Here is a 26154-nt window from a genome sequence, read left to right on the forward strand (position 1 = left end):
CGGACGCGGTTGTTGCGCGCCAATAGTTCCAAGGGGTTGCCAAGCCACAGAACACAGACGCCTACGTCTGTGGCGTGGCAACCCCTTGGAACCGTGCGTCAGCTACGGACTCGCTCGTAAGGCTGCGATGCTCGCAATCCATGGCTCACGCCTGGACTTCGAGCAATCCAACGCGCCAGAGTGCGGCGTAGACGTGGCGCACCGGAACGCTCAGCAACCGAGCCGCGCCGGCGACCAGCGGGTCGCCCCCGACGAAGTCGCTGCGGTTGGCCGACTTCTTCTTGGCAGCCGGAGCCGGAGGTGGCGTTCCATCGCGTACTACCGTCAGCCGCGGCGCGGGCGATACGGTTACCACTTCGTCGAAAACAGCTACGGTCATGATGCCCTCCCGGACAGGTTCGAAACGAGAATGAATTGGACTGATATGTCCCGTCCCGTAGCGATTCCGATCCAAGAGCGTTTGGTCCGCAGACCATCTGCGTGGGCAGATTCAGCTGAGGACGTCGCGCTTGGGGCCGGATCGGGACGAAACATAGCCCGGATATCGACCCGGACTGCCACTGGAACTCACGCGTCCCTCACCTCCTCACAACCACGACGCGTGCGGATAACCGCACGATTTCCATGCGCAAAGGAGTACAGATGCCCGACGAACGTCGGAGAATCCGCACCCCACTCGTCAAAGCTTTGGCACCACACGACGTGTCCGGTAAACCGGAAGCCACCTGGGCTCAACCCTTAAGCCGGGAGGAGCTGTCCTGACCCGGGGCGTCTTTCGACGTTCGGGGTCAGTGGCCTATGTTCGTGTAGCCGCCTCACCTAACGAGGTGCTTGCCTGACCGATCATGCATGACCGGGCTGCGCGGGTCAACGTGAACCGGTGCCCGTGTCCGATTCTTTACGCTTTCCCCCGGCACGCTGACAGCTTTTCGCCAGGTTAGACGCTTCTGACCTGGGCTTTTGATACCGAAGTCGATGTATTTGAGATGGCTTTGAATCAGGTGTCGACGATCAATCGGCGAGTCGCTCCAGCCGCCCGATGGTGTCGATGAACTCCTCGACCATCTCCAGCACCACCGACCGAGTCGGCCGCACACGGTCAAGCGAACCGACAACCTGACCCACGAAATAGGTGGCCAGTTCCCGTGCCTTGGCTCCGGGTTGGACGGCAGCCTGGTTGATTCGGATCTGCGAATCGGTGATCAGCGTGGTCTGCAGCGGCATACCAAGGGGTTCGGGGGTATCGGGGCGGGCCCATTCGTCGGTCCAGGCGGTGCGCAGCATCCGTGCCGGTTTGCCCGTCATCGACCGCGAACGCACGATATCCGAGGAGGTCGCCGCCAAGAACTTGTCCTTGACCGCCGGGACCGTCTCGGCTTCCTCGGTGGTCAACCAAACCGACCCGCACCACACGCCTTCGGCTCCAAGGGCCAGTGCGGCGGCGATCTGGCGGCCGCGGGCGATGCCGCCGGCGGCCAGTACGGGTGTCGGCGCAACCGCATCCACCACCTCGGGAACCAGCACCATCGTGGCCACCTCGCCGGTATGACCGCCGGCCTCGGTGCCCTGCGCGACGATCAGGTCGACACCGGCCGCCGCGTGTCGTCGCGCGTGTTGGGTGGTCCCGGCCAGGGCCGCTACCAGCACTTCCTTCTTGTGAGCCCGCTCGACGAGATCGCTCGGCGGCGGCCCCAGCGCACTGGCAATCAGGCGGATGTCGTGGCTGAAGGCCACGTCCAACAGCGGCTCGTAGCCTTTCGGCGAGATGTTGAGCCCTCCCCCGGATCGCGAAATCCGCTCCGCTCCGGCTTCCGGGGACGGTGCGATGCCGTAGCGGGCCAGCAGTTCCTCGACGAACGCCCGATGCGCTTCCGGCACCAACTCGCGAGCCTGCACCGGGTCGATTCCTCCCTGCTCCGCCCCGACGTATTTGGGCGGCAACAACAGGTCAACTCCGTAGGGCTTTCCGCGCGTTTGCTCCTCGATCCAGGTCAGCTCGCTCTCCAGCCGTTTCGGGCTGTGAGCGGTGGCACCCAGAATCCCGAAACCGCCCGCGTTGGTCACCGCGGCGACCACGTCTCGGCAGTGGCTAAAAGCGCAGATGGGAAACTCGACGCCGAGCATTTCGGCCACTCTGGTTCGCATTTCCCGACGCTAAGAATCCCAGACCGATATGTCAATCGAATCGCATGACACTCAACGCGTTACGTGTTCAGCCTTCGCGAACTCGGCCGAAGAATTCACCCGTGCTGTTCCGCAACTGCGGCGACGTTGCCGCTAGGGCGAACAGCCATCGGGCGGCCAGCTCGCCACGCCATCCTCCAACGGAACCTTGAGGCTGTGCAGGATCGAGGCAACCATGCGCCACGCACTGATCGCGGTGACGAGTTCGGTAAGAACCGTTACGTCCCCATGCAATTCGCGCTCACACTCCGCCCAGCTCGAGGCACTCACCGCGCCGTCGCGCACGATGTCGTCGGTCGCTGCCAACACAGCACGCTCGGTCGGACCGAATCCGTTGTATTGGCGCCAATCACGCACCCCGAGTAGGTCCTGGGCGGAGACCCCCAGGCCGGAGGCAACGCGCCAGTGCTGGGTCCATTCGTAGTCGCACGCGGTAAGCCACCCGATCCGCATGATCACCAATTCGCGCAGCCGAGGGTCGAGGGCGCCATGCCAGAGCATGGTCGCGAGCAGGTCGTTGAAGGTCCGGGCCAGCCGCGGATGGTTCAGTAACGCCTGAAAGATGCTGAGCTCAGCCATGTAGTTGGGCACGCCCGCTTCGTCGGCGGCGGCCTTGGCCTCGTTGACCGACAGTAGTGGCACGCGGGGAATAGTCATAGTCTGTCACTCCGTTGGGCTCGCCGACTACCAGCACACTATGAACTATCAACTCGCGAGTCAATTGCAGACTCGTTGCGGCGCAGCACAAAACGGCCATCACATGACAAACTGCGCGCTGCCGCGGCATTGGACAGGTCCCGCGACACGCATTTCCCAAGACGCTCGCTTTGCGTGGCTGGGCGGCCGAACCGGCTACGCTGCGGATGCTGCCAACTCCAATAGACGTCAAGAGACTTACTTCAATCCAATAGACGTCAAGAGACTTACTTCAATAGATGTAGAGATCGGTCTGTGGCTAAATCACATGTCACCCCCGTAGCGGTGATCGGAATGGGGTGCCGGCTCCCCAAGGGCATCGACTCTCCGGAGAAGTTCTGGACGGCGTTGCTGCGCGGGGACGACCTGATCACCGAGATTCCCGCCGACCGCTGGGACGCCGATGAGTACTACGACCCCGAACCGGGCGTGCCGGACCACTCGGTGTCGCGCTGGGGCGGATTCCTCGACGATGTGGCCGGTTTTGATCCGGAGTTCTTCGGGATCAGCGAGCGTGAAGCCATCGCGATAGATCCCCAGCACCGCTTGCTGTTGCAGACGTCATGGGAAGCCGTCGAGCATGCCGGCATGCCACCGATGTCGCTGAGCGGCTCGCTGACCGGGGTGTTCGTCGGGATGTGTCATGACGACTACGCATTTGTCACCGACGATGCCGGCGCGCTGGGTGATGCCTACGCGTTCACGGGAACCGCGTTCAGCATGGCTTCCGGTCGGGTGTCCTATGCCCTGGGCCTGCGCGGTCCAGCCATGACGGTGGATACGGCCTGTTCGTCGAGTTTGCTTGCGGTGCATATGGCCTGTCGCAGTCTGGACGGGGGTGAGAGTGACCTTGCTCTGGCGGGTGGCTGCATGCTCATGCTCGAACCGGATGTGTTCAGCTCGGCATCCGCGCAAGGCATGCTCTCTCCGACTGGCCGTTGCCGCACCTTCGATGCCTCCGCCGATGGGTTTGTCCGCTCCGAGGGCTGCGCAGTGTTGGTGCTCAAGCGGCTTCCCGATGCCGTGCGCGACGGCGATCGAGTCCTTGCCGTGCTGCGCGGCACGGCAACCAACCAAGACGGACGCACCGACAACATCTCGACCCCCTCGCCCGACGCCCAGGTCGCGGCCTACCGAGCGGCGCTGGCTGTCGCCGGCGTCGACGCCGATACCGTTGGCATGGTCGAGGCGCATGGCACCGGAACGCCGGTTGGTGATCCGATCGAATTCAGCAGCCTGGCACAGGTCTACGGCAGCAACGGGAACCCGTGCGCGGTCGGATCGGCCAAGAGCAGTGTGGGCCACACCGAGGCCGCCGCCGGGGCGGTGGGGATCATCAAGGCCGTCCTTTCCCTCCAACATGGCCTGGTACCGCCGATGGTGCATCACACCCGGCTCCCCGATGAGCTAGCCGAAATCGACAGCGCACTGTTTGTGCCACAAGCGATTACGCCTTGGCCGGAAGGCAACGGCCGGACCCCTCGGCGGGCGGCGGTGTCGTCGTATGGCATGTCGGGCAGCAACGTTCATGTCATCCTCGAGCAAGCCCCCGAGCCGGCCGTTTACCGCAACGGCGCAGCCGGGTTGGGCGATGCGTTGCTGTTCACGGTGTCCGCCAGCTCGACAGAGGCGTTGCGGCAGACCGCCGACCGGCTCGCCGACTGGATCGACAATCACGAAGTATCGCCGTCGGATTTGGCCTACACCCTGGCACGCCGACGGTCCCATCAACCGGTGCGAGCCGGACTCATCGCCGGCGACCGAACCGAGTTGGCCCACCGATTACGCGAGGCAGCCGCCGGCGATACCCCCTATCCGGCCGCCGTCGGCCGCGACGATCTCGGCCCGGTGTGGGTGTTCTCCGGGCAGGGTTCGCAGTGGGCGACCATGGGTGCGAGCTTGCTGGCCAATGAACCGGTTTTCGCCGCTACCGTGGCCGAGCTCGAGCCGCTGATCGCCGCCGAGTCCGGCTTTTCGGTGACCGAGGCGATGACGGCGATGGAGACGGTGACCGGCATCGACCGGGTGCAACCAACGCTATTTGCCATACAGGTAGCGCTGGCACAGGCAATGAGGTCATACGGGGTCCATCCCGGGGCGGTCATCGGCCACTCCCTCGGCGAGGTGGCGGCTGCCGTCGTGGCCGGGGCGTTATCGCTGGCCGATGGGGTGAAGGTCATTTGTCGCCGCTCCCGGCTGTGCACCCGGCTCGCGGGTAGCGGCGCGATGGCGTCGGTGGAGCTGCCCGCCGCACGAGTACGCGAAGACCTGGTCCGTCATCGGGCCAAGGACGTTGTGGTTGCGGTGGTGGCTTCGCCGCAGTCCACCGTGATCGGCGGGGCCACCGACACCGTGCGCGAGCTGGTCGCAGCCTGGGAAGAGCGCGAGGTGATGGCTCGTGAGGTGGCCGTCGACGTGGCATCTCACACCCCGCAGGTCGAGCCGATCCTCGGCGAACTTTCCGAACTACTGGCGGATGTCGAGCCGCTGGCGCCGCAGGTCCCGTACTACTCGGCGACCTCCTTCGACCCGCGCGAACGGCCGCGCTGCGACGCCCGCTACTGGGTCGACAACCTGCGTCATGCGGTGCGTTTTTCGGCAGCGGTGCGCGCGGCACTTGACGACGGCTACCGGGTTTTCGGCGAGTTGTCACCGCACCCGCTGCTGACCCGCGCTGTCGAGCAGACCGCGGCAAGCCTGGATATCCCCGCCGCAGCCCTGCCGGCGATGCGACGCAACCAGCCGCTGCCCCACGGGTTGCGTGGCTTGGTGGCCGACCTGCACAGCGCGGGCGCCGCGGTGGACTTCGCAACGCTATGCCCCGACGGGCAATTGGTGGATGCTCCGCTACCCGTGTGGGCGAATCGTCGTCTCCTGCTCACAGCGGCGGATACCAGGCGACACGGATGCGCCAACAGCGTTGCAGCGCACCCTCTTTTAGGGGCGCACGTCGATCTGCTGGAGGAACCGGTGCGGCACGCGTGGCAGTCCGAAATCGGCACCGCCACGCTCCCCTGGTTGGGCGATCACCAGGTGAACAGTGTGGCCGCGCTGCCGGGGGCCGCATACTGCGAAATGGCGCTCACGGCTGCCAATACGGTATTCGGCGATCTGTCGGAGGTCGGCGACATCGGCTTCCACGAGATGCTGCTACTCGACGATGAAACCGCGGCAGGCGCTGTCGCTTTGCTCGAGGCACCCGGGATCGCCAGCTTCGCTGTGGACACAGTTCGCGGCGGCGAAAAGGTGCGCCGCAGTACCGCACTACTGCGTGCGGTCGAGCGCGACTCGCAACCGGCGGGCTATGACATCGAGGCGCTGCTAGCCGCCCATGCCTGCCGTCTGGACGGAGACGAACTGCGGGAATGGTTCGGCAAGACCGGAATTCACTATGGCCCCGCGTTCACGGGCCTGGTCGCGGCGCATGTCTGTGAACGCGGCAGCGATGCGGTGCTCGCCGAGATCAGCTTGCCGGGTTCGATGCGCACCCAACAGGCCGGCTATCTGGTCCACCCGGCATTGTTGGACGCCTGCTTCCAGTCGGTTCTCGCGCACCCGGTTGTGCGGGAAATGGGCAACGGCGGCTTGCTGTTGCCGTTGGGTGTGCGTCGGCTGCGTTCCCATGCATCGACCCGCGACGCACGCTTCTGCTACACGCGAGTGACCGCCTGCGGCCATGACGCCGAAGCCGACATCGACGTCTTGGACGAGCATGGGACCGTGCTACTGGCGGCGCGCGGCCTGCTGATGGGTACCGGGCTATCGGAGCTGGCCGACCAGGATCGCTTGATGAGTCGGCACCTGCTGGGCACGGAATGGCAGCAGCGCGAGCTGCCCCAGCCCCAAGCGCCAAACCCCGAAAGCTGGCTGCTGGTCGGGATTTCAGAAACCGCCGATCGACTCACGACGCGGCTCGCCGAGGCGCTGAAGTCGCTTGGCACCGACTGCATCACGACGAGCTGGCACCTGCAGGCCGACCACATCACCGACGCTGAGCGGTTCCGCGATCAGCTGCGCGACCACCGGTTCGCGGGCGTGGTCGTCATGACCGGGACGGGCTGCAGCAGCCCCGTGACCAGCGATTACGTTCGGCATGTGGTGCGTGTTGTTCGGGAGTTGCCCGAGATTATGGGTGAGGCGCCGCGGTTGTTTGTGGTGACGCGGGGTGCGCAGACGGTGTTGGGTGGTGAAAGTGCCAATTTGGAGCAGGCTGGGTTGCGTGGTTTGTTGCGGGTGATTGGTGCTGAGTATCCGCATTTGCATACCACTCATGTTGATGTTGATGAGCACAGTGGTTCTGAGGTGGTTGCGCGTCAGTTGTTGTCGGGCTCTGAGGAAGACGAGACGGCGTGGCGTTGTGGCCAGTGGTATACGGCGCGGTTGTCGCCGATGCCGTTGCGTCCCGAAGAGCGCAAGACCACGGTGGTGGAGCATGGCACTGAGGGGATGCGGTTGCAGATCCGCACGCCTGGGGATTTGCAGACGATGGAGTTTGTGGCTTTTGATCGGGTCGCGCCGGGGCCGGGTCAGATCGAGGTCGCGGTCAGCACCTCCAGTATCAACTTCGCGGATGTGTTGGTCAGTTTCGGTCGGTATAACTCCCCCGATGGGCAGATGCCGCAGTTGGGTACCGATTTCGCCGGTGTGGTGACCGCGGTGGGTCCCGATGTCACCGATCATCAGGTTGGTGATCGAGTCGGTGGGATGTCCCCGCATGGTTGTTGGGCCACTTTTGTCACCTGTGATGGCGCGCTGGCTACCCCGATCCCGGCGGGTCTGACCGACGCGCAAGCGGCCGCGGTGACCACCGCGCACGCGACCGCCTGGTATGGCTTGCATGATCTGGGCCGTATCCGTGCTGGTGACAAGGTGCTCATCCATTCCGGAACCGGTGGGGTGGGCCAGGCCGCGATCGCGATCGCGCGCGCGGCCGGAGCCGAAATCTATGCCACCGCGGGCAGCCCCAAGCGTCGCCAAGTGTTACGCGACATGGACATTGAGCATGTCTATGACTCACGCAGTATCGAGTTCGCCGAGGCCATCCGCGCCGACACCGACGGCTACGGGGTCGATATCGTGCTCGACTCGCTGACCGGCGCCGCCCAGCGCGCCGGGCTGGAGTTGCTGGCCTGGGGCGGGCGGTTCGTCGAGATCGGCAAACGCGACATCTACGGCGACACCAAGATGGGCCTGTTCCCGTTCCGGCGCAACCTGTCGTTTTACGGTGTCGATCTGGGGATGCTCTCGATCACCCATCCCCGACTGATCCGCGAGCTGTTGACCACGGTCTATCAGCACACCGCCGAGGGCGTGTTACCCATGCCCCAAGACACCCACTACCCGCTGGCCGAGGCGGCCACCGCGATCCGGGTGATGGGCGCCGCCGACCACACCGGCAAACTGCTGCTCGACATCCCCAGCAGCGGACGCAGTGCGGTGATCCTGCCCCCCGAACAGGTACCGGTCTTGCGCGCCGATGGCTCCTACATCATCACCGGCGGCCTGGGCGGGCTGGGACTGTTCCTGGCCGAAAAAATGGCCACCGCCGGGGCCGGACGCATCGTGCTCAGTTCCCGCTCAGCACCGAGCCAAAAAGCCCTCGAAACCATCGAACTGATCCGCTCGATCGGCTCCGATGTCGTGGTCGAATGCGGCGACATCGCCCAACCCGCCACCGCAGCACGGCTGGTCGCCAACGCCACCGCCACCAACCTGCCCCTACGCGGAGTGCTCCACGCCGCCGCGGTCGTCGAAGACGCCACCTTGGCCAACATCACCGACGAACTCCTCGACCGCGACTGGGCCCCCAAGGTCTACGGCGCCTGGCACCTCCACCAAGCCACCACCGACCAACCCCTGGACTGGTTCTGCTCCTTCTCCTCCGCAGCAGCCATGCTCGGCTCACCAGGCCAAGGCGCCTACGCCGCCGCCAACAGCTGGCTCGACGCCTTCACCCACTGGCGCCACAACCAAAACCAGCCCGCCACCGCCATCGCCTGGGGCCCCTGGGCCGAAATCGGCCGCGCCATCGCCCTGGCCGAAAGCAGCGACGCCGCCATCGCCCCCGACGAAGGCGCCTACGCCTTCCAAACCCTGCTCCGCCACAACCGCACCTACACCGGATACGCTCCGATCATTGGTGCACCGTGGGTGACCGCCTTTGCCGAACGCAGCAAGTTCGCCGAAGCGTTCAAGGCCTTGGAGCAAGGCCGTTCGGGGTCCAGCAAATTCCGTAGCGAGTTGGACGCGCCGCCGTTGGATGAGTGGCCCGGGCAGCTGCGGCGAATGGTGGCTGAGCAGGTCAGCCTGATCCTGCGCCGCACCATCGATCCGGACCGTCCGCTCTCCGAGTACGGGCTCGACTCCCTAGGCAACCTCGAGCTGCGCACCCGGGTGCAGTCCGAGACCGGAATACGGATCAGCTCCACCGACATCACCACCGTACGAGGCCTAGCGGACCACCTGTTTGCCCAGTTGGCGCCGGAAGAAGCCGCAGCATCGTCACAATGAGCACTGAAAGTAGATGCGAATCAGGGCTATTCGCCCTTCGGGACGGATAAGTCATGCGTATCTTGCCGGAGACAACGAGCGTCACCGAGTACTACGGTCACAAGCGGCCGGAGATGTTGCGATTCCTATCGGCCGACGCGCAATGCGTGCTCGAACTCGGTTGTGGTGAGGGCGTGTTCGGTGCCATCGTGAAGCAGAGCACCGGCGCGGAAGTATGGGGCCTCGAGTACAACGAAGAGGCAGCCCAGCGTGCCGGCGAACTGCTCGACCATGTCCTTGCCGGCGACGCCAGCACCCGAATTGCCGAGCTACCCGACAACTACTTTGACGCGGTCGTCTGTAACGACGTGTTGGAGCACCTGGTGGATCCGCTGGACACGCTCAAGCGGCTCAGACCCAAACTCAAGCCCGATGGCGTCGTTGTCGCCTCGATCCCGAACATCCGCTACTTGCCCGCGCTGGGCAAAGTAGTTTTCCGAAGGGACTTCCCGCAGGAGGATTTTGGCATCTTCGACCGCACGCACCTGCGCTTCTTCACCCGCAGCAGCATGGTGCGAATGTTTGAGGACGCTGGGTTTTCGATGCAACGCATCAAAGGCATCAATCCTTTCCTGAGGCCTTTTGGTGCGTTGTTCGTCGCTTTGAGTCTGGGGCACTTCGCCGATGGGGTCTTTCTGCAGTACGCGTGTGTGGCTACTCCAGCCTCTTGAGTGTGGATGAGATTTTCGACTGGGCCGATGTGTACGCGCCGGACGGTGTTGTCCGGGAGATGGTTTGCTCCAAGCACAGCAAGATCGCATCCGACTCCGCGCTCAAAAACGTATGCTCGGACCATGAATCACGCTGTGCCGCCCAGCGACGACACAGATGAACCGATGAACTCGTTCGGTGCGCACGTCATCGGGCCGGCGTAGCGGCATGACCAGCTCCCGGTTCAGGCGCACCGAATCCGTCGGTGTCGAGCCGGTTTTGCCGGCGCTGTCAGAGTTCCTAGCGAAGCATTTCGCGTGACCGTGGTCTAGGCGCAACGTCGCTGCGGATCCGACGCCATGGCAGGCACCGACGACCACCTCCCGAAGGAGCAGATCATCAGCAGCGTCCGCGTACGGTCAGCCCTCTTGTACATCGCCATTGCGGTGGGGTTCGTACTAGCCACAGCGGTCCTGCGTGGCCAGCAGATCAGCGAATGGAATTACCTCAACCCCGATGAGGCCGAGCTGTTGGTTCAGGCACGCGCAGCACGTCACTCACCAGTTCCGTTCAGTACCTGGATAACCGGGACCACCGGCCCGTATTGGACGTTGTTCCTCACCGGTCTTGCTGTCTTCGGTGCACCGTTGACCCTCACCTTCGCCCATTTCTTGGCCGCAGCATTGCTGGGGCTCACCGCCGCCGCCCTTCTCGTCGCCGCTTCCCGCGTCATCGGATTCGGTCCCGCGTGGGTGGTCACTGCCTTGTGGTGGTTTCCCTTCGCCGTGATTTTCCCGGTGGGCGACCCATTGGACTTCGGCGCGCTCGCCACCGAATACCTACCGACATCGCTCGTCGTGACATCGGCACTGGTGAGACGCGAACAATTAGCGGCGCGGCCCTGGCTGTTCGCCGTTGTCGGCGCGCTAGCCGGCGTCGCGGTCGGCTCAAAGTTCCAGGTCGCGCCCTTAGCCGTCGCATTCGCCGCGGCACAAATGATGGTGCTGCACACCCACACCAAGCGCACGGTCGTATCGATGGTTTGGTGGGCGGCGGGCGCGGTGTTACCACTTGCGGCGATCGTACTGACGATCGTGGTTTCTCCCGCGACCAATTGGGTCCTCGTCGATCAGACCCTGTCGTTTTTGGGGTCCTATGCGGGCGGCCCCACCGCGATGCAGAAACTTCTGCACACCTGGGACACGTTCACCTGGCCGGCGGGCTACATGCTGGTGCTGCTCGCCGTAGTGATCTGGCTGGGCCGGCACAGCGACAGGCGGTCGAAACTGGCCCGCGTCGTCGTGATCGGGGGCGGACTGGTGTGCACTCTGATCGGCGGCATGGGCTTCCCCCACTACCTGATTCTGCTTTTCGGAGCCCTCGGCCTGGCCACAACAATGCCAATCAAGCCTGGCGCACAACTGGTTCCCCAGCGTTTGTCACCAGCTCTAGTGGCCAGCGCGGTGGCCGTGGTCACGGTCGTCATGCTCGTGGTCGGCTATGCCATGAATCGGTGGCGACCGCTGTCGCCGCAACAGGCGGCCGCCGCGTTCTCCGCGAATTCGGTCCACCGCAATTCCAGCATGGCCCGTGCCTGCCCGCCCGGCTCGTCCGCCCTGGTTTGGGGCTGGGCGCCCGAGATTTTCGTCGAACAGGACTGGCAGAACACCGTCCCCTATCCCAACGTGCTCGGGATGGCGATCAACCCCGCCATTCGCGAGTCCGCCGAGCCGATCATGCGCGCCGGAATCGACCAGGCAAGTTGCGTCGTCGACGCCACCAACGTCAAACGCCCCCAATGCCCACCCCTGCGCTCCGAGCACCCGCTGGGTTACTGCCTTCCGCCGACGGTGACGCTGGCGCGAATCTATCCGCAACTATCCGAACTGGTGCGCCAACAGTTTCACACCGTCCCCATCATCGATGGCTGTGACGGGTGCACGTTCTATGTGCGCTCCGCATTCGAGGCGTCGTCCTGAGTGTCGGCGGCACTGCGGCGAAACGAGAAGTGCCGGTGGCCGAAATAGCTGAGGAAGGTGCTCACCGCGATGATGACTGCCTGCGCCGTGATGCGTGGGATGCCCATCTCGACCAGCACCGGTAGGGCCACAGCGTTCATGCCCAGCGACGTGAGATACACGCTTTCGAAACGCGCCAGATCGCGCAGCACATGTCCGCGCACGTGGAACACGAATCGCCGATGCATCACGAAGGCGAACAGCACGCTCAAGACATGCGTAATGCCAAGTGTCACCAACGAGCCCGCGACCTTGCCGAACCTGTGGTCGACGAATTGGCCCACGCTCTCCGAGCAGGCGACGAAGATCGCAAATCCGACGACCGTGTTGATTCCGCCCACCACCAGGAAGGCCACTCGCTGGTCGCGGAAGAGCCGGATCAGCGGCCCGGGCGGCGCCGGTTCCGGTGGCAGGTCGAATTCGGTCATTCCAGGCTTTCGAATGCGGCGATCTGGTCTCGGGTGACGGCGAGCGGATCGGCACCGCCATGCACCTGGCGCTCCCAATCGATTGTCCAGGCCACCGCATCGCGGAAACCTAGCCGATTGCGCCAGCCCAGCTCCGCCTGCGCCTTGGCGGCATCGAGGGCCAGCAGATTCGCCTCGTGTGGGTGATCTCCGTCGTCGAGATCCCAGTGTGCGCCGCCGCCCCATAGTTCGGCAGCCAACGAGGCCACCTGGCCTACCTCTACGAAGCTGTCGCGGCCCGGCCCAAAATTCCATTGGCCCAGACCGGATCCGGCCAGCAGCGCGTCGGCGAGGGTCAGGTAGCCATTGAGGCAGTCGAGTACGTGCTGCCATGGCCGCACGGCGCGGGGGAATCTCAGGCGCGGAGCCTGGCCCCGCGCGTAAGCGTCCACCAGGTCTGGGAACAGGCGGTCGCGACTGATGTCGCCCCCACCGATCACATTGCCGGCACGCGCAATGGCTGTGGGGCAATTGGGGAAACTACGAACCCAAGACTGGGTCAGCAGATCCGCCATGGCTTTCGACGCGCTGTAGGGATCGTCTCCACCCAGAGGGTCGGTTTCGACATAGCCGGCCTCCTGGTTGACGTTGCGGTAGACCTTGTCGGTGGTGATGACGACATGCGCACGCACCGAAGGGGTGGCGCCCACGGCCTCGAGCACGTTGAGAGTGCCCATGGCGTTGGTCTCATAGGTGTAGCGCGGGTTGCGGTAGGACTCACGGACCAGCGACTGGGCGGCCAGGTGGATCACGACGTCCGGCGCGACCGCCTGCAACGCTGCCGTGGTGGCCTCCGACTCGCGAATGTCCACCCGCAAATCGGAGACAAGCTGGTCGGCAAGGCCCGCGCGCTTGAACAGGCCGGCCTGCTCGGAATCGAGTGCCAGACCGGACACCTGGTGGCCGCGACTCAGAAGGAGCAACGCCAGCCAGGGTCCCTTGAACCCGGTATGGCCAGTAATCAGGTAATGCACGGCTATCGCGCGGCCTCGGCCATGTACTCGCGGATCGAGTCCGCCACAAAATCCAGCATCGGCTTGGTCAGACCCGGGAAAGTGCCCACCCAGAAGGTCCGATTCATCACGATGTCGGTGTTGGTCAGGTCGCCGACGATCCTGAAGTCAACATTGCGATACGCCGGCTGCTTCACGAGGTTGCCGGCGAACAGCTGACGGAAACCGATCTTGCGCTCATCGAGGAAGCGCATGAACTTGGTGCGTTCCACCGGGTGCGCGGGATCGAGAGTAATCGGGAAACCGAACCACGACGGATCCGAATTCGGCGTGGCCACTGGCAGGATCAGACCTTCGACGCCGGACAGTCGCGCGCTCAGGTAATCGAAGTTCTCCTTACGCGCCTGCACGAATCCGTCGAGCTTTGCTAGCTGAGACAGCCCCAGCGCGGCCTGCATGTCGGTGGCTTTCAGGTTGTACCCGATATGGCTGTAGATGTATTTGTGGTCGTAGCCCTTGGGCAGATCGCCAAGCTGCCATTCGAACCGCTTCTGGCAGGTGTTGTCGTTTCCCGGCGCGCAGTAACAGTCGCGCCCCCAGTCGCGGAAGGACTCGACCTGCTTGCGGACCAACGCCGACTTGACGAACACCGCACCGCCCTCGCCGGTGGTGATGTGGTGTGCGGGATAGAAGCTCACGGTCGCCGTGTCGCCGAAGCTTCCGGTGCGTTTGCCGTCATAGGTCGAGCCGAGCGCGTCGCAGGAATCCTCGACCAGCCACAGACCGTGCTTGTCGCACAGCTCTTGGACGATGTCCAGATCGAACGGATTACCCAGCGTGTGGGCCATCATGATCGCCCGAGTCTTCGGCCCGACCGCTTCGCGCAGGCGCTCCGGGATAGCGTCGTAGGTGCCCAGCTCAATGTCGACAACAACGGGCCGCAGCCCGTTCTGGATGATCGGGTTGACCGTGGTGGGAAATCCGGAGGCCACCGTCAGCACCTCGTCGCCGGGCTCCAGCGGCCGCTTTCCGAACCGCTTCTTGTTCTTCCCCAGCTTTGGGCTGGTCAGGGCGCTCAGGGCACACAGGTTGGCGCTTGAGCCACTATTGACGAAGACGGCGTCACGGGCGCCGACGTAGCGGGACAGCGCCCGTTCGAAGAGCGGATGGAACCGGCCCGCGGTCAGCCAGCCGTCCAGGGACGCGTCAACAAGTGCAGCGAAGTCCTCGGGGTCGAGCACCTTGCCCGACACGGGGACCGGCGTGGTCCCTGCCACGAACTCCGACGTCGCGAGCTTGCGCTTTGCGTAGCCACGAACGGCCGCGAGGATATCGGCACGATCCTCCTCGAGCCCGTTGTCCCCCAACCCATCGGTATCGAGTCTTGAAATGAGATCTCCTCAAGCGTTTGGAATTCATACCGTACGTCGCGACCTCGAAACGCCACCCTGCGTCTCGCGACATTGCTAGTGTGTCACCTGCGCGACGCTGCGTCAGCGAAACCGCTTCGGGGGAATGCTTACTTTGAGATTGGAAGATCCATCATGAAAGCCGTGCTCCTCGCGGGTGGTCTCGGAACTCGTATGCGTGAGGAGACCGAGTTCCGACCCAAGCCCATGGTCGAGGTAGGTGGCCGGCCAGTGCTGTGGCACATCATGAAAGTCCTGGGGCACCACGGAATCTCCGACTTTGTTGTCTGCACCGGCTACAAGAGCGAGTACATCAAGGACTACTTCTCCAACTATGGGGTGTCCAATCTGGACTTCACCATCACCCTCGGCGACCAGTCGAGCATCAAGTATCACGGCTCGCACGACGAATTCAACTGGCGCGTGACGGTGGCCGACACCGGCTTGAGCACGATGACCGGCGGCCGAATCAAACGGATACACAAGTACGTTGGCGATGAGCCGTTCCTGTGCACCTACGGAGACGGTATCGCCGACGTCGACATCCCCGCACTGCTGAAGTTCCACCGTTCACACGGCAAGATCGCCACGGTGACAGCCACCCAGCCGATGAGTCGGTTCGGGGTCATCGACCTGGAGCAGGACGGCGCGGTGGCCAAGTTCCGGGAGAAGCCCAAGACCGAAGACTGGATCAATATCGGCTACTTCATTTTCGAGCGCGGAGTCTTCGACTACCTCGAAGGCGACGAAACCGTACTCGAGGACCAGCCGTTGCGGCGCCTGGCCGAAGACCGCCAGATCGCCGCGTTCCCGCACCACGGCTTCTGGCAGCCGATGGATACCTTTAGGGAGTCACAACTGCTGAACAACCTCTGGAACAGCGGGAATCCGCCGTGGAAAGTATGGGAGTGAGCGTGGGAGTGGGTGCGGGAACGAAGAAAAAGATCGCCGTCATAGCCCCTGCTTACAACGAGAGCGAATGCGTCGAGGAGCTGGCGCGCCAACTGGCCGCCATGTTCGATTCCGAGCCCGCATACGATTTCGAGGCGATCATCGTCGAAAACGGCTCGACCGACGACACGATGGAAAAGCTGCTCGCCATCAACGCGGCCGACCCTCGGTTCAAGATCCTGCAACTGGCGCGCAACTTCCGGATGGACGGCGGATTGACCGCTGGCCTCATCGTGGTTGACGCCGACGCGGTTGTCCTGATGACCGCCGACCTGCAGGACCCACCCGACTTCATCCCGGACATGATCCGGGCGTGGGAGCAGGGTTACGAGAACGTCTACGGCGTGGTCACCGAGCGCGGTGGTGTCGGCCCCATCCGCCGGATGAACTCCCAGCTGTTCTACTGGCTGGCCGGCAGACTCACCGACGATCGAATTACCAGTAACGCCAGCGATTTTCGCCTCGTTGACCGGAAAGTGTACGAGGCGGTCCGGTTAATGGACGAGCGCAACCGGTTCGTCCGGGGGCTTTTCTCGTGGGTCGGCTTCAAATCGATTGGGCTGCCGATGAAGCGGGCGCCCCGCTTCGCCGGCGAGTCCAAGGCCTACACCTTCAAAGTGATGGACCTGGCCGGCAAGGGAATTCTCGCGCACTCCTACGTGCCGCTGAGACTCATCACCCTTACCGGTTTCCTCTTGAGTGCCGTTGCCGCTATCGCGGTGTTCGTGCTCGCGGTGCGCTTCGTCTTCTACGGCGTCCCCTTCCCCGGCTTCGGTTCGCTGGTAAGTCTGATGCTGGTCGGCTTCGGGGTGATTACCCTGCTCTTAGGGGTTGTCGGCGAGTACCTCGCGCTCATCTACGAGGAGGTCAAGCAGCGCCCCAACTTCGTCGTCACTCGAAAGGTGGGCATGTGAGCCCAGCCCCCGCGGAACCCGCCAAGTATTCCGACCAGCTGGTCGACTGGCTGGTGGGTGCCGGCTACACGCACTGCTTCTTTGTCGCGGGCGGCAACATCATGCACCTACTGAACTCGGTACGCACCCGAATGGTGTGCGTACCGTTCGTGCACGAGGTGGCCGCCGCGATCGCCGTGGAGTACTTCAACGCCTCTCGCGACGAGGGAAGCGGCCGCGCCCTGGCCCTGGTGACGGCTGGCCCCGGCCTCACCAATGCAGTGACCGGCATTGCCGGTGCCTGGCAGGAGAGTCGCGAGCTGTTGGTGTTGGGCGGGCAGGTCAAGAGCAGCGACCTGAGCCGTGGCGCGGTGCGCCAGCGCGGCATCCAGGAAATCGACGGCGTGGAACTGGTTAGCAGCGTCACCAAGCGTGCGCTGCGGATCGAGCGCCCGGTTGGCCGCGATGCCATCTTGGACGCCGTGCTCGACGGGCGCACGCCGCGACAGGGCCCGGTCTTCCTCGAAGTCTGCCTGGACACCCAGGCGGCGCTCCCCTTGGCTGGGCAGGATCCGATTGCCGTCCCGGAGGCGGACGCCGTACCAGAGGTTCCCGCGACCGACGTCGAACACGTCGTCGAGTTGGTGCGCGAGTCGCAGCGCCCCGTCGTCTTGGTCGGCGGCGGCGTGAGCCGTGATGCGGTCCGCACACTGGGTGAACGCACGGCGGCCGCCGGCATCCCCATCATGACCACATGGCATGGGGCGGACCGGGTTCCCAGCGAACACCCCAGGTATTCCGGACGCCCGAACACCTGGGGACAGCGCGCCGCCAATCTTCTCGTGCAGCAAGCCGATCTGGTGATCGCCATCGGCACCCGATTGGGGCTACAGCAGACCGGATTCGCCTGGGAAGAATTCGTGCCGATCGGGCGGCTGGTGCAGGTTGACATCGACGCCGCCGAACTGACCAAAGGACATCCACGAGTCGACCTTGCGTTGCATGGCGACGCCGACCGGTTCCTGGACGCCCTGTACTCCGCCGATCTGGGTGATCCCGACCGGTGGCAGCCGTGGCGGGAATTCATCGCGTCGGTGCGCGCCCAGTTGCCGCTGAACGACCCGCAGAACGTCACGGCACCCGGATACGTCAAGCCCTACGAATTCGCGATGCGGCTCGCCGAAGTCGCCGAACCGGATGCCATCGTGCTGCCCTCCAGTAGTGGCGGCTCGTTCACCGTCGCCATGCAGGCGCTACAGCAGCGGGCCAACCAAAAGCTGGTCTCGAACAAGTCGATAGCGGCCATGGGCTACGGGCTGTCCGGGGCGCCCGGGGCGGCCCTGGCCAACCCGGGCCGCCAGGTGTTGTTGACCGAGGGAGACGGCGGGTTCGCGCAGAACCTCCAAGAACTGGGCACGCTTGCGGCAACGGGCGCCAAGGTCAAGGTCTTCGTACTCAACAACAACGGGTACGCGTCGATCCGGATGACGCAACGGAACTACTTCGGCGGCGCCTGGATCGGCTGCGATGGGCAAACCGGGTTGGGCCTGCCGGACTGGGCGGACCTGGCGCGGGCATACCGGATTCCGTTCGCACGAGTCGATGCCGCCGGCGGACTCGATGATCCGTCCATCCGATCGCTGCTGGACGCGGACGGTCCGGCGCTCATCGAAGTTCCGATCGACCCCGATCAGACCTACTATCCCAAGATCAGTTCGGCCGTGCAGGCGGACGGCTCGATGAAGTCGAACCCACTGCACCGGATGAGCCCGGACCTTCCCACTGACGTCGAGGAGCGGGTAACCGTGTACCTGGGCGCGGTGCTACCGCAAGCCTGAACCACCACCGCATGCGACCGAAGGGTAAATACTTGTATCCGCCGCCGCACAAAACTGAGCTCAATTGCCCGCTCCGAGGCGGGTTTTACTGCGCAAATGCCCACGAGGCTGCGTGACCGGCAGTTATACTCTGCACACTCAACGCGAGGCTTTACCAGGGGAGGCATGGTGAACAAGACCGAACGGCAGATGGCCGAAATTCTGCGCGTGGGTAAGGAAAAACACGGCGTAGTGAGCGTCAAGGCGGAGTTCGAGGCCGAAGGCACTCGCATCGACGAGTTGCTTCGTCTGGTCGACATCGCCCGCTCGGCGGGTCTGCCGCTGACGGTCAAGGTCGGCGGTTGCGAAGCCATGCGTGACCTGTTGGAGGCCAAGCAGATCGGTGTGCGCTACATCGTCGCGCCCATGGTGGAGTCCGCCTATGCGCTGTCGAAATACATCGCCGCCAAGAACGCCGTCTATGACGAGGACGAGGAACTCGACACCGACTTCTTGTTCAACCTGGAGACGATCACGGGTTACAACAACCTCGACGAGATGCTTGCGCTGGCCAACAAGGGCCGTGGCGTGCATGGCATCGTCTTCGGCCGGGTGGACTTCACCGGATCGCTCGGACAGACCCGCGAGACCATCAACTCACCCGAGATCACCAAGTATGTGACCACCGTTGCCGAGAAGGCGAAGCAGGCGGGTCTGGACCTGGTCCTGGGCGGCGCGATATCCAGCGACACCCTGGACACCATCCGCGAGGTCGCCAACGTGCACCTGACCCGGTTCGAAACCCGCAAGGTCGTGTTCGACGGCTCGGCCGGCACGCTCGCATCGATATCCGACGGCCTGCTCAACGCGGTCCACTTCGAGTTGCTGTGGCTGCTCAACAAGCGCGACTACTACGGTCACATCACCGATGAGGACGCCAAGCGCATCGAGATGCTCGACGCACGCTGGAAGGTCCTCAATCACCACTGAGGCACCCTTGCAGCGACCACGATTGGCAGGCAACGGGCGGCCAACGGTTTTGGGCGCGTGCCAGAAGGGGAAAGCGAGCGTGGCCGAGTCCGGCCCGGCTGCGCTTTCCTTTTCGTGCCCGCGGATTGCGACAACGCATGATTTCTAGGTCCTCTGCCGGGGGTCCGTCCAGGGCCCTGGTTACCGGCGCCGCGCGGGGAATCGGCCGCAGCGTTGCCGACACCCTCGAGTCCAAAGGAATCACGGTCCTCAGGCCTGGCCGTCAGGAACTCGATCTGTCGATACCGGAATCGGTTGCCGACTACCTCACCGGCCTGGACCAAGTGGTCGACATCCTGGTGCTCAACGCCGGCATCAACAATCCCGAACCATTGCAGACCCTGTCGGCCGACAACTGGTCGAGCACGCAGCAGGTCAACGTCACCGCCAATCTGCTGCTCCTGCAGGGGCTGCTCCCCCGGATGGCGGCCGCCGGGTTCGGCAGAGTCGTCGCCGTGTCGAGCGTCTATGCACATCGGGCCCGCACCGGCCGGGTCGCCTACAGCGCCTCCAAGGCCGCGATCGAGGAAGTGGTGCGGTCGGTTGCGGTCGAGTACGGCCCCTACGGAGTGCTGGCCAACTGTGTCGCTCCGGGCTTCGTGCTCACCGACCTCACCTACCAGAACAACGACGCCAAACAACTCCAAGCCCTGGCCGAACGTGTTCCGGTGGGCCGGTTAGCCGAACCCGAGGAGATTGCTGTTTTCATTTCCTGGCTGGTGTCCGCGGAGAACTCCTACATCACTGGCCAGTCGATACCGATTGACGGAGGTTTCTTGTGCGTGTGACCCAGGATCGGATGATCATCAAGTCCGAGCAGGGTGATTATCCTGTGGATTTCGTCGGGGAAGTCAAGCTGGTTCCCGAGCTCATCGATGTCGGCCCGGAAACCCTGGTGATCATCGACGAAGCGCTGGTGGACCTCTACGGCGACGCTTTGGGGCCGTTGTCGGAACGCCCGACCTATCGAGTGGCAGCCGACGAGGAGAGCAAAACCCTTTCTGGCGTAAGCCTTTTCGTCGACTGGCTGCTGGAGAACAAGGCAACCCGGTCCGCCCACGTCGTCGCGATCGGTGGTGGCGTCATCCAGGACATCGCTACCTTCGCCTGCCACATCTACTACCGCGGTGTGGGATGGACATTCGTTCCGACCACCCTGCTCAGCCAGGCGGACAGTTGCATCGGAGCCAAATCCAGCATCAACGTGCTCCCCCTGAAGAACCAGCTCGGGGTGTTCCACTCCCCCAGCCACGTGATTGTTTGCTCAGAGTTCTTGACGAGCCTGCCGCAGATCGAGGTCGACTCCGGCTACGGAGAGATCTACAAGCTCGCGCTCACCAATGAGGGCGCCTTCTTCGACCAGCTCGCCGAGGCCCTGACCCATGGCGGCCACCGCAACCCGCGGGTGCTGGAAATGATCCGCAACGCCCTGGAAAGCAAGCGGCTCGTCATCGAACAGGACGAGCACGAGTCCGATCTGCGACGGGTGCTCAACTACGGCCACAGCTTCGGCCATGCACTCGAAGCGCTCACCCACAACGAGGTTCCGCACGGACTCGCGGTGATGTGGGGCATGGATCTGATCAACTTTCTCGGAGTGAAATGGGGATTGACCAGTCCCGCGACTGCAGCCCGGGTGCGCACTGTCCTTGACGCCAACACCGACTACGCGATTGGCGCCATCCCGTCGGCCCGCGAGTTGGTCGACACGCTCAAACGCGACAAGAAGGTGCGCAAGGGCGTCATGTATTTCGCCGTGTTGCACGACGAGGGCGATCTGCGGATCGTGCCGAAGCCGCTCGACGAGGCACTTGTCGCCGAGGTCGCGGAATACCTGGATGGCGACCCCCTTTTCGCTGCTCGTTGACCTCGGCGCCACCTACGTCAAGGTCGCGGTGCTGCGCCCCGACGAGGGCGTCGTCGCGGAGCGCAGGTACCCGTTTCCCCCGTTCACGTCGCTCGACGGGCCGTACCGCACCGTCGACCCCGCAGAGGTCCTTGCCGCGGTCGAGGCGGCGATCGCCTCAGGGTTGCCGCCGGCCGCCACCCCGCAACGGATCCTGCTAAGCGGCCAGATGCACGGTTGGACGTTGACTGATGAACACAACGTCCCACACCTTCCGCTGATCACCTGGCAGGACAACCGAGCACTACGTGTCCACAACGGGATTGCGCAGCTGGATCGGTTGCGGCAAAGCTTTGCGCCGGACGTCTGGCATGCGGTCGGCAACGAACTACGCTCCGGCCTGCCCGTGGCGGGCATTTTCGCAACCGATCTTTCGGCTTTCGACGGTCGTGTCCGCGTGCATAGCCTGCTGTCCTGGGTGGCCGCAGCGCTGACCAAGAAGCCGGACTTCGTAGCGCATGTCACCGATGCCGCCGCGTCCGGAATGTTCGACCTGACCTCCGGATCGTGGTCGGAGCGGCTCACTACGTCCGTCGGCGGCTCACGCATGCTCTTACCTCGCGTGTCATCGTCATTGGCAGCGGTCGGCGTCCACGAACGTTCGGGTGCCACCGTCTACACCCCGGTGGGTGACCAGCAGGCCGCGTTCCTGGGGGCAGGACTGCGCGCCGGCGTCACAGCCTGCAATATTGCGACTGGGGGGCAGGTCGCCCGGCTTGCCTGCGCACATGCCGGTGACCGGTGCCAGACCAGGCCCTACTTCGGCGGAATGTTGCTGCACACGAGGACACATCTGCCGGCCGGGCGTGCGTTGACCCACGGTATTGCGTTGCTGTCACGCGGTCGTGCGGACGACGAGGCCTGGCGTTGGGCCGCCAACGCCGCCGCCGCGCCGGCCCGAACCGAACTTCCCCGCGCTCACCCCTCGTTCCATACCGTCGCCGGGGACGGCTGGTCGGGTATCACTGACGCAACCAGCCCCGAGGACCTGGTCCGGGCACTCGTCGCCGCGGTCGCCTCGCCATACGTCGAGGGGGCAGTCGATGTCGGATTCCAACCGACTGATGAGCTTCTGTTCTGCGGCGGAGTAGCGCAACGTTTCGCTCCCCTGCGCACGGCAATTCAGACGTCCCTGCAACTGCCGGCGCGGGTTGCCCCCGAAGGTGACATGGCCCTGCGTGGGTTGGCCGTACTTGCCGGCCGAATCTAGGGATCCGGAAATATCGGCACGCCCGGCAAACGCCCCGGCGCGCCCACGGTAGCTACCGCAGTTGCCTAGCCTCCGAAGCGGATTGAAGATTTCTGGCGATGGCAGAAAGCTTTTGAGCGTCGCTCACAGTCTCATTCGCATTTTCCGCCGCTTCTCGGGCCGATACCACCGGCCCGATTTCCTCCGATACCGATACGGGGGACGGATCTTCGGAGACGTCGCGAACCGGTCTGCGCGCGTACGACACAATGATCACCGCGCACGCGAGCAACCACAAAGCCGGCGTGACCACCGCCGTGGTCGTGATGACCGGACTTGTGCCAAACGCTGTGAGCACTCCGGGCTCGCCCGCAACCGGCACTGGGAAAGATGGGCCGGGGACGGCGATGTGGGCAATGCTGAAGGCCGTAGCGACGCTGACGCTGACACCGACGGCCCGACGACCGTGGCCGATGCGATCGAAAATTCCCGCCCCAGGCGGCCCCTCGGGGTCCCGGACGATCAGCGCTGCGACCGCCAAGACGAACACCAGGTAGTAGCGGTACGTCACGGCTGGGAAAAGTGAGGCGGCGGCCAACAGCACGATGCCCACCATGACCGGCGGAATGCGCCGCCCGAGGACCATCACCGCCCCGACGACCAGCGCCAGAACGCCATACCCGATCAGGCCACGCAGACCGCCAAGGTAGCCATCCGGCAAGGTGCCGCCGGTCTCGAGAACCTTCAACCCGTCGGGGATCCACAACAGGGCCTTGCCGAAGGACACATTTCCGACGCTGATTGCCTCGCTAAAGGCGCCGTAGCCCAGGGCATTGTGGATCGACTGTGTGATCGTCCCCGGGAAGTTACTCGGCCACAGCAGATACGCGCTCAGGTTCGCTACCACGGCACCGACCACCGCGATCCCACCCAACCGCCACTTTCGTGCCGCGAACAGCACGACGGCGAGCACAACGAGCTGCGGTTTGAGCAGGGCGGCCAGAATCACCATCCCAGTGACCAGGCCCCAGCGCTGGCGGCATAGCGCCACCAGGAAAACCAGTGCGATCGGCGCCAGGAACCCGGTGGAGTTGCCCCGATCGACGGCGACCCATGCCGGGATCGCGGCCACACCCAACGCCAAGAACGTCACCAGGCGCTTGAGACCACGCGCGCCCCGGACGGCCCACAGGGCTGGGGTGAGAACCGCGACCACCAAAGTCATCAGGTAGCAGAACAGTCCCAGCTGCGGCCAGTGCAACCACTTACCGAGGAGCCCGAAAATCAGGAATGGCACCATGGCCGCTGGCGGGTAGGGGTTGCCCGGCCAGTTCGGTGGCCCCAGATGTTCCCAAGGGTCCGGCCGGAGCGCAGCGGTCGCTTGCCACGCATAATCACTGAAGCAGTGCCGGCCGACGTTCATGTCCCAATCAAGCCAGCAGTCCTGCGGAACATAGAGCAGCGAGCTGAACACGTCGATAGAGAAGTACTGGACGTAGATGAACCCCGTCACCAGCGACACCACCGATGTCCACAGCACGATGCCGAGCAGGAGCGTGCGCTCAGACTGCTCCGTCAGTCCGTGGATCTGCTGCCGGAACGCCGTGATCAGGTCCCACGGAACCTCCACAGGTCGACTCACGTGTGCTCTCCATTCGGATCCGAAAACTCCGCAAGAGCGGGTGCCCAACGCACCCCCCTAATCGGTAGGCTAGTGCGCACGTTGTGCTGCCGCGGAGGATTGGGCAAATCTTGTTGCGGTGTAGCAGCCATGTTGGCAGTCACCGCTCCGACGATGTCGTGCACGTCGACGGTGCAATCGGCGTGCAACGCCGGTGCAATGCCGCCGCAATGGCGATGCGATACCGCCCCAAACAGCGCACCCCGAGGAACACGACGCACCGCCACCGGTGGGCGCCGAGCCGCCCACCGCGGAAAATCCAGGAAAATTCGATCCGGAACCCGGGTATACAGCACTTCCCAAATGGGTGCAGAAAAGTGGCGAATGACGTAACACAAAGCTTCATCGTCGGGCGCCGAAAAGACGAACCACATCACCACTTTTCGCACCCCGCATTGTAGAAGGCATGATTCGGCGGTATACTTTTTCCGAAATTTTGGGAGTCGGTAGCCTTTCCCCCAGGGCCTGGCCTTTCCCCTGTTTCACCTTGGAGCAACTTCGTTGAAGAAAGTCGCGATTGTTCAGTCGAATTATGTTCCGTGGCGAGGATATTTTGACATGATCGCATTCGTAGATGAGTTCATCATCTACGACGATATGCAATATACGAAGCGGGACTGGCGGAACAGGAACCGAATCAAGACGAGCCAGGGCCTGCAGTGGATAACGGTACCCGTGCAGGTCAAGGGACGTTTTCACCAGAAGATTCGGGAAACGCTGATCGATGGCACCGACTGGGCGAAGGCACACTGGCGAGCTCTGGAGTTCAATTATGGCGCGGCCCCCAATTACGCAGAGATCGCCGACTGGCTTGCGCCAATTTATCTCGATGAACGGTATGAGGACCTCTCGTCACTCAACCGGCGTCTCTTGGAGGCGATTTGCGGTTATCTCGGGATCGTGACACGTCTGACGAATTCGTGGGACTACACATTGGCCGAGGGTAAGACGGAAAGGTTGGCCGACCTCTGCCAACAAGCCGAAGCGACAGAATACGTATCAGGGCCTGCAGCCCGCTCTTATGTCGATGAGCACGTTTTCGACGAGCTTGGCATTCAACTCACATGGTTCGACTACGAGGGCTACCGCGACTACACGCAATTGTGGGGCGCGTTCGAGCCGGCCGTAACGATTCTGGATCTACTCTTCAACATGGGGCCCGAGGCTCCCGACTATCTGCGGTATTGCCGCAGGTGAACCGCCCATCGTCGGCGCGCTCACGAGCACGGCGAACCCAGTTGCGGTCAGCAGAAAGCAGAAAGCACTGAGAAACAACGGCTTACGCGCCGAGCACTGCTCGGCTTATGCCGTATCGATCTGCTCGTAGTGCTCCACGGCGGGAAACGGGTCATAGAAGCCATGCAGCATCGAGCGCCACTGCGCGTACTCAGCCGATTTCCGGAACCCCTCGGTGTGGTGTTCCAGCGTGTCCCACTGCACCAGCAGTAGATATCTGCCCCGATGCTCCACACAGCGCGACAGGCTGAGCTGTTGGAATCCCGGCATCCGAGAAATGACCGACTTGGCTGACCCAAATGCCGACTCGAACTCCGCTTCGTGGCCAGGTATTACGTTCAGCACCGCATGCTCCAACATCACCGACACAGTCTCACCCACGCCGTCAATCCCAATGGGACCGTAGCTGAACTGCGGATCAGACGATGGTCGTCTCGAGGCGCGATCGGTCATCGGCACCCACACGCCGACAGAGCAACCCGCGCTCGGCCGCACCCGGCTCTGGCTCGGCTGGACTCGCCAATG

At 63.8% G+C, this 26154-nt stretch carries 19 protein-coding genes and 1 riboswitch; of the genes, 11 read left to right on the top strand and 8 right to left on the bottom strand.

Annotated elements, in window-relative coordinates; genetic code table 11:
- Nucleotides 1-145: 145 nt before the first annotated feature.
- From MMSP_RS17705 to MMSP_RS17715, 3 genes are all read right to left on the bottom strand, one after another.
- Nucleotides 146-379, bottom strand: a complete 234-nt coding sequence (locus MMSP_RS17705; protein ID WP_011739657.1) for an Rv1535 family protein — start codon at nt 377-379, stop codon at nt 146-148.
- A gap of 285 nt (nt 380-664) precedes the next feature.
- Nucleotides 665-834: riboswitch (M-box (ykoK) riboswitch) on the bottom strand.
- A 177-nt stretch (nt 835-1011) separates the two neighbouring features.
- Entirely contained in the window at nt 1012-2145 is a 1134-nt protein-coding gene (locus MMSP_RS17710) for a nitronate monooxygenase (protein ID WP_036426669.1), read from the bottom strand.
- A 132-nt stretch (nt 2146-2277) separates the two neighbouring features.
- Nucleotides 2278-2841 (bottom strand): carboxymuconolactone decarboxylase family protein, encoded by a 564-nt coding sequence (locus MMSP_RS17715; protein ID WP_020787739.1) that lies wholly within the window; start codon nt 2839-2841, stop codon nt 2278-2280.
- 294 nt (nt 2842-3135) lie between these two features.
- On the opposite strand from MMSP_RS17715, the gene pks2 reads away from it, so the two are divergent.
- The 3 genes from pks2 (at nt 3136) to MMSP_RS17730 (ending at nt 12059) form a co-directional block, all read left to right on the top strand.
- Nucleotides 3136-9390 carry a type I polyketide synthase gene (gene pks2, locus MMSP_RS17720; protein WP_036426670.1) on the top strand — a complete coding sequence of 2085 codons (6255 nt, stop codon included), beginning with the start codon at nt 3136-3138 and terminating at the stop codon, nt 9388-9390.
- 53 nt (nt 9391-9443) lie between these two features.
- Nucleotides 9444-10100: a bifunctional 2-polyprenyl-6-hydroxyphenol methylase/3-demethylubiquinol 3-O-methyltransferase UbiG gene (locus tag MMSP_RS17725; protein WP_020787741.1), complete on the top strand. Its 657-nt coding sequence runs from the start codon at nt 9444-9446 to the stop codon at nt 10098-10100.
- Nucleotides 10101-10439: 339 nt separating this feature from the next.
- Nucleotides 10440-12059, top strand: coding sequence for a hypothetical protein (locus tag MMSP_RS17730; RefSeq protein ID WP_036426671.1), 1620 nt, complete (start codon nt 10440-10442; stop codon nt 12057-12059).
- Here the strand turns inward: MMSP_RS17730 and MMSP_RS17735 are convergent.
- From MMSP_RS17735 to rfbH, 3 genes are read right to left on the bottom strand one after another with little or no spacing between them, the layout of a single operon-like run.
- Complete coding sequence (locus MMSP_RS17735) at nt 12026-12526, bottom strand: GtrA family protein (protein ID WP_020725029.1); 501 nt, start codon at nt 12524-12526, stop codon at nt 12026-12028. The genes MMSP_RS17730 and MMSP_RS17735 overlap by 34 nt on opposite strands.
- Nucleotides 12523-13539: a CDP-glucose 4,6-dehydratase gene (rfbG, locus tag MMSP_RS17740; protein WP_012394086.1), complete on the bottom strand. Its 1017-nt coding sequence runs from the start codon at nt 13537-13539 to the stop codon at nt 12523-12525. Before rfbG ends, MMSP_RS17735 begins: the two co-directional genes overlap by 4 nt.
- A 2-nt stretch (nt 13540-13541) precedes the next feature.
- Nucleotides 13542-14885 (bottom strand): lipopolysaccharide biosynthesis protein RfbH, encoded by a 1344-nt coding sequence (gene rfbH, locus MMSP_RS17745; protein ID WP_020787744.1) that lies wholly within the window; start codon nt 14883-14885, stop codon nt 13542-13544.
- Nucleotides 14886-15062: 177 nt separating this feature from the next.
- On the opposite strand from rfbH, the gene rfbF reads away from it, so the two are divergent.
- The 7 genes from rfbF to MMSP_RS17780 all read left to right on the top strand — a co-directional run bounded on the left by rfbF (nt 15063) and on the right by MMSP_RS17780 (nt 22733).
- Nucleotides 15063-15839: a glucose-1-phosphate cytidylyltransferase gene (gene rfbF, locus MMSP_RS17750; protein WP_015356050.1), complete on the top strand. Its 777-nt coding sequence runs from the start codon at nt 15063-15065 to the stop codon at nt 15837-15839.
- An 8-nt stretch (nt 15840-15847) separates the two neighbouring features.
- A complete protein-coding gene (locus MMSP_RS17755) occupies nt 15848-16792 on the top strand; it encodes a glycosyltransferase family 2 protein (protein WP_020787745.1) in 945 nt (314 codons plus the stop codon).
- Complete coding sequence (locus MMSP_RS17760) at nt 16789-18609, top strand: thiamine pyrophosphate-binding protein (protein ID WP_020787746.1); 1821 nt, start codon at nt 16789-16791, stop codon at nt 18607-18609. Before MMSP_RS17755 ends, MMSP_RS17760 begins: the two co-directional genes overlap by 4 nt.
- Before the next feature lie 165 nt (nt 18610-18774).
- Nucleotides 18775-19578: an aldolase/citrate lyase family protein gene (locus MMSP_RS17765; protein ID WP_223161481.1), complete on the top strand. Its 804-nt coding sequence runs from the start codon at nt 18775-18777 to the stop codon at nt 19576-19578.
- A gap of 137 nt (nt 19579-19715) precedes the next feature.
- On the top strand, nt 19716-20405 hold the full coding sequence (locus MMSP_RS17770; protein WP_015356054.1) for an SDR family NAD(P)-dependent oxidoreductase: 690 nt from the start codon (nt 19716-19718) through the stop codon (nt 20403-20405).
- Complete coding sequence (locus MMSP_RS17775) at nt 20396-21484, top strand: 3-dehydroquinate synthase family protein (protein WP_015356055.1); 1089 nt, start codon at nt 20396-20398, stop codon at nt 21482-21484. The genes MMSP_RS17770 and MMSP_RS17775 overlap by 10 nt, the downstream gene beginning before the upstream one ends.
- The gene (locus tag MMSP_RS17780) at nt 21456-22733 is read left to right on the top strand and encodes an FGGY family carbohydrate kinase (RefSeq protein ID WP_020787748.1); all 1278 of its coding nucleotides are present in this window, start codon (nt 21456-21458) and stop codon (nt 22731-22733) included. The genes MMSP_RS17775 and MMSP_RS17780 overlap by 29 nt, the downstream gene beginning before the upstream one ends.
- 52 nt (nt 22734-22785) lie before the next feature.
- On the opposite strand, the gene MMSP_RS17785 is transcribed toward MMSP_RS17780, so the two are convergent.
- A complete protein-coding gene (locus MMSP_RS17785; protein ID WP_036426673.1) occupies nt 22786-24354 on the bottom strand; it encodes a glycosyltransferase family 87 protein in 1569 nt (522 codons plus the stop codon).
- A gap of 540 nt (nt 24355-24894) precedes the next feature.
- Between MMSP_RS17785 and MMSP_RS17795 the strand changes: the two genes are divergently transcribed.
- Nucleotides 24895-25590, top strand: coding sequence for a WbqC family protein (locus tag MMSP_RS17795; protein ID WP_036426674.1), 696 nt, complete (start codon nt 24895-24897; stop codon nt 25588-25590).
- A gap of 105 nt (nt 25591-25695) precedes the next feature.
- Here MMSP_RS17795 and MMSP_RS17800 read toward each other — a convergent pair whose 3' ends face one another.
- Nucleotides 25696-25989, bottom strand: coding sequence for an antibiotic biosynthesis monooxygenase (locus tag MMSP_RS17800; protein ID WP_012394074.1), 294 nt, complete (start codon nt 25987-25989; stop codon nt 25696-25698).
- Nucleotides 25990-26154: the final 165 nt, after the last annotated feature.

Origin of the sequence: Mycobacterium sp. 012931 (genome assembly GCF_000419295.1) — a bacterium.
GTDB classification, from domain to species: domain Bacteria; phylum Actinomycetota; class Actinomycetes; order Mycobacteriales; family Mycobacteriaceae; genus Mycobacterium; species Mycobacterium marinum.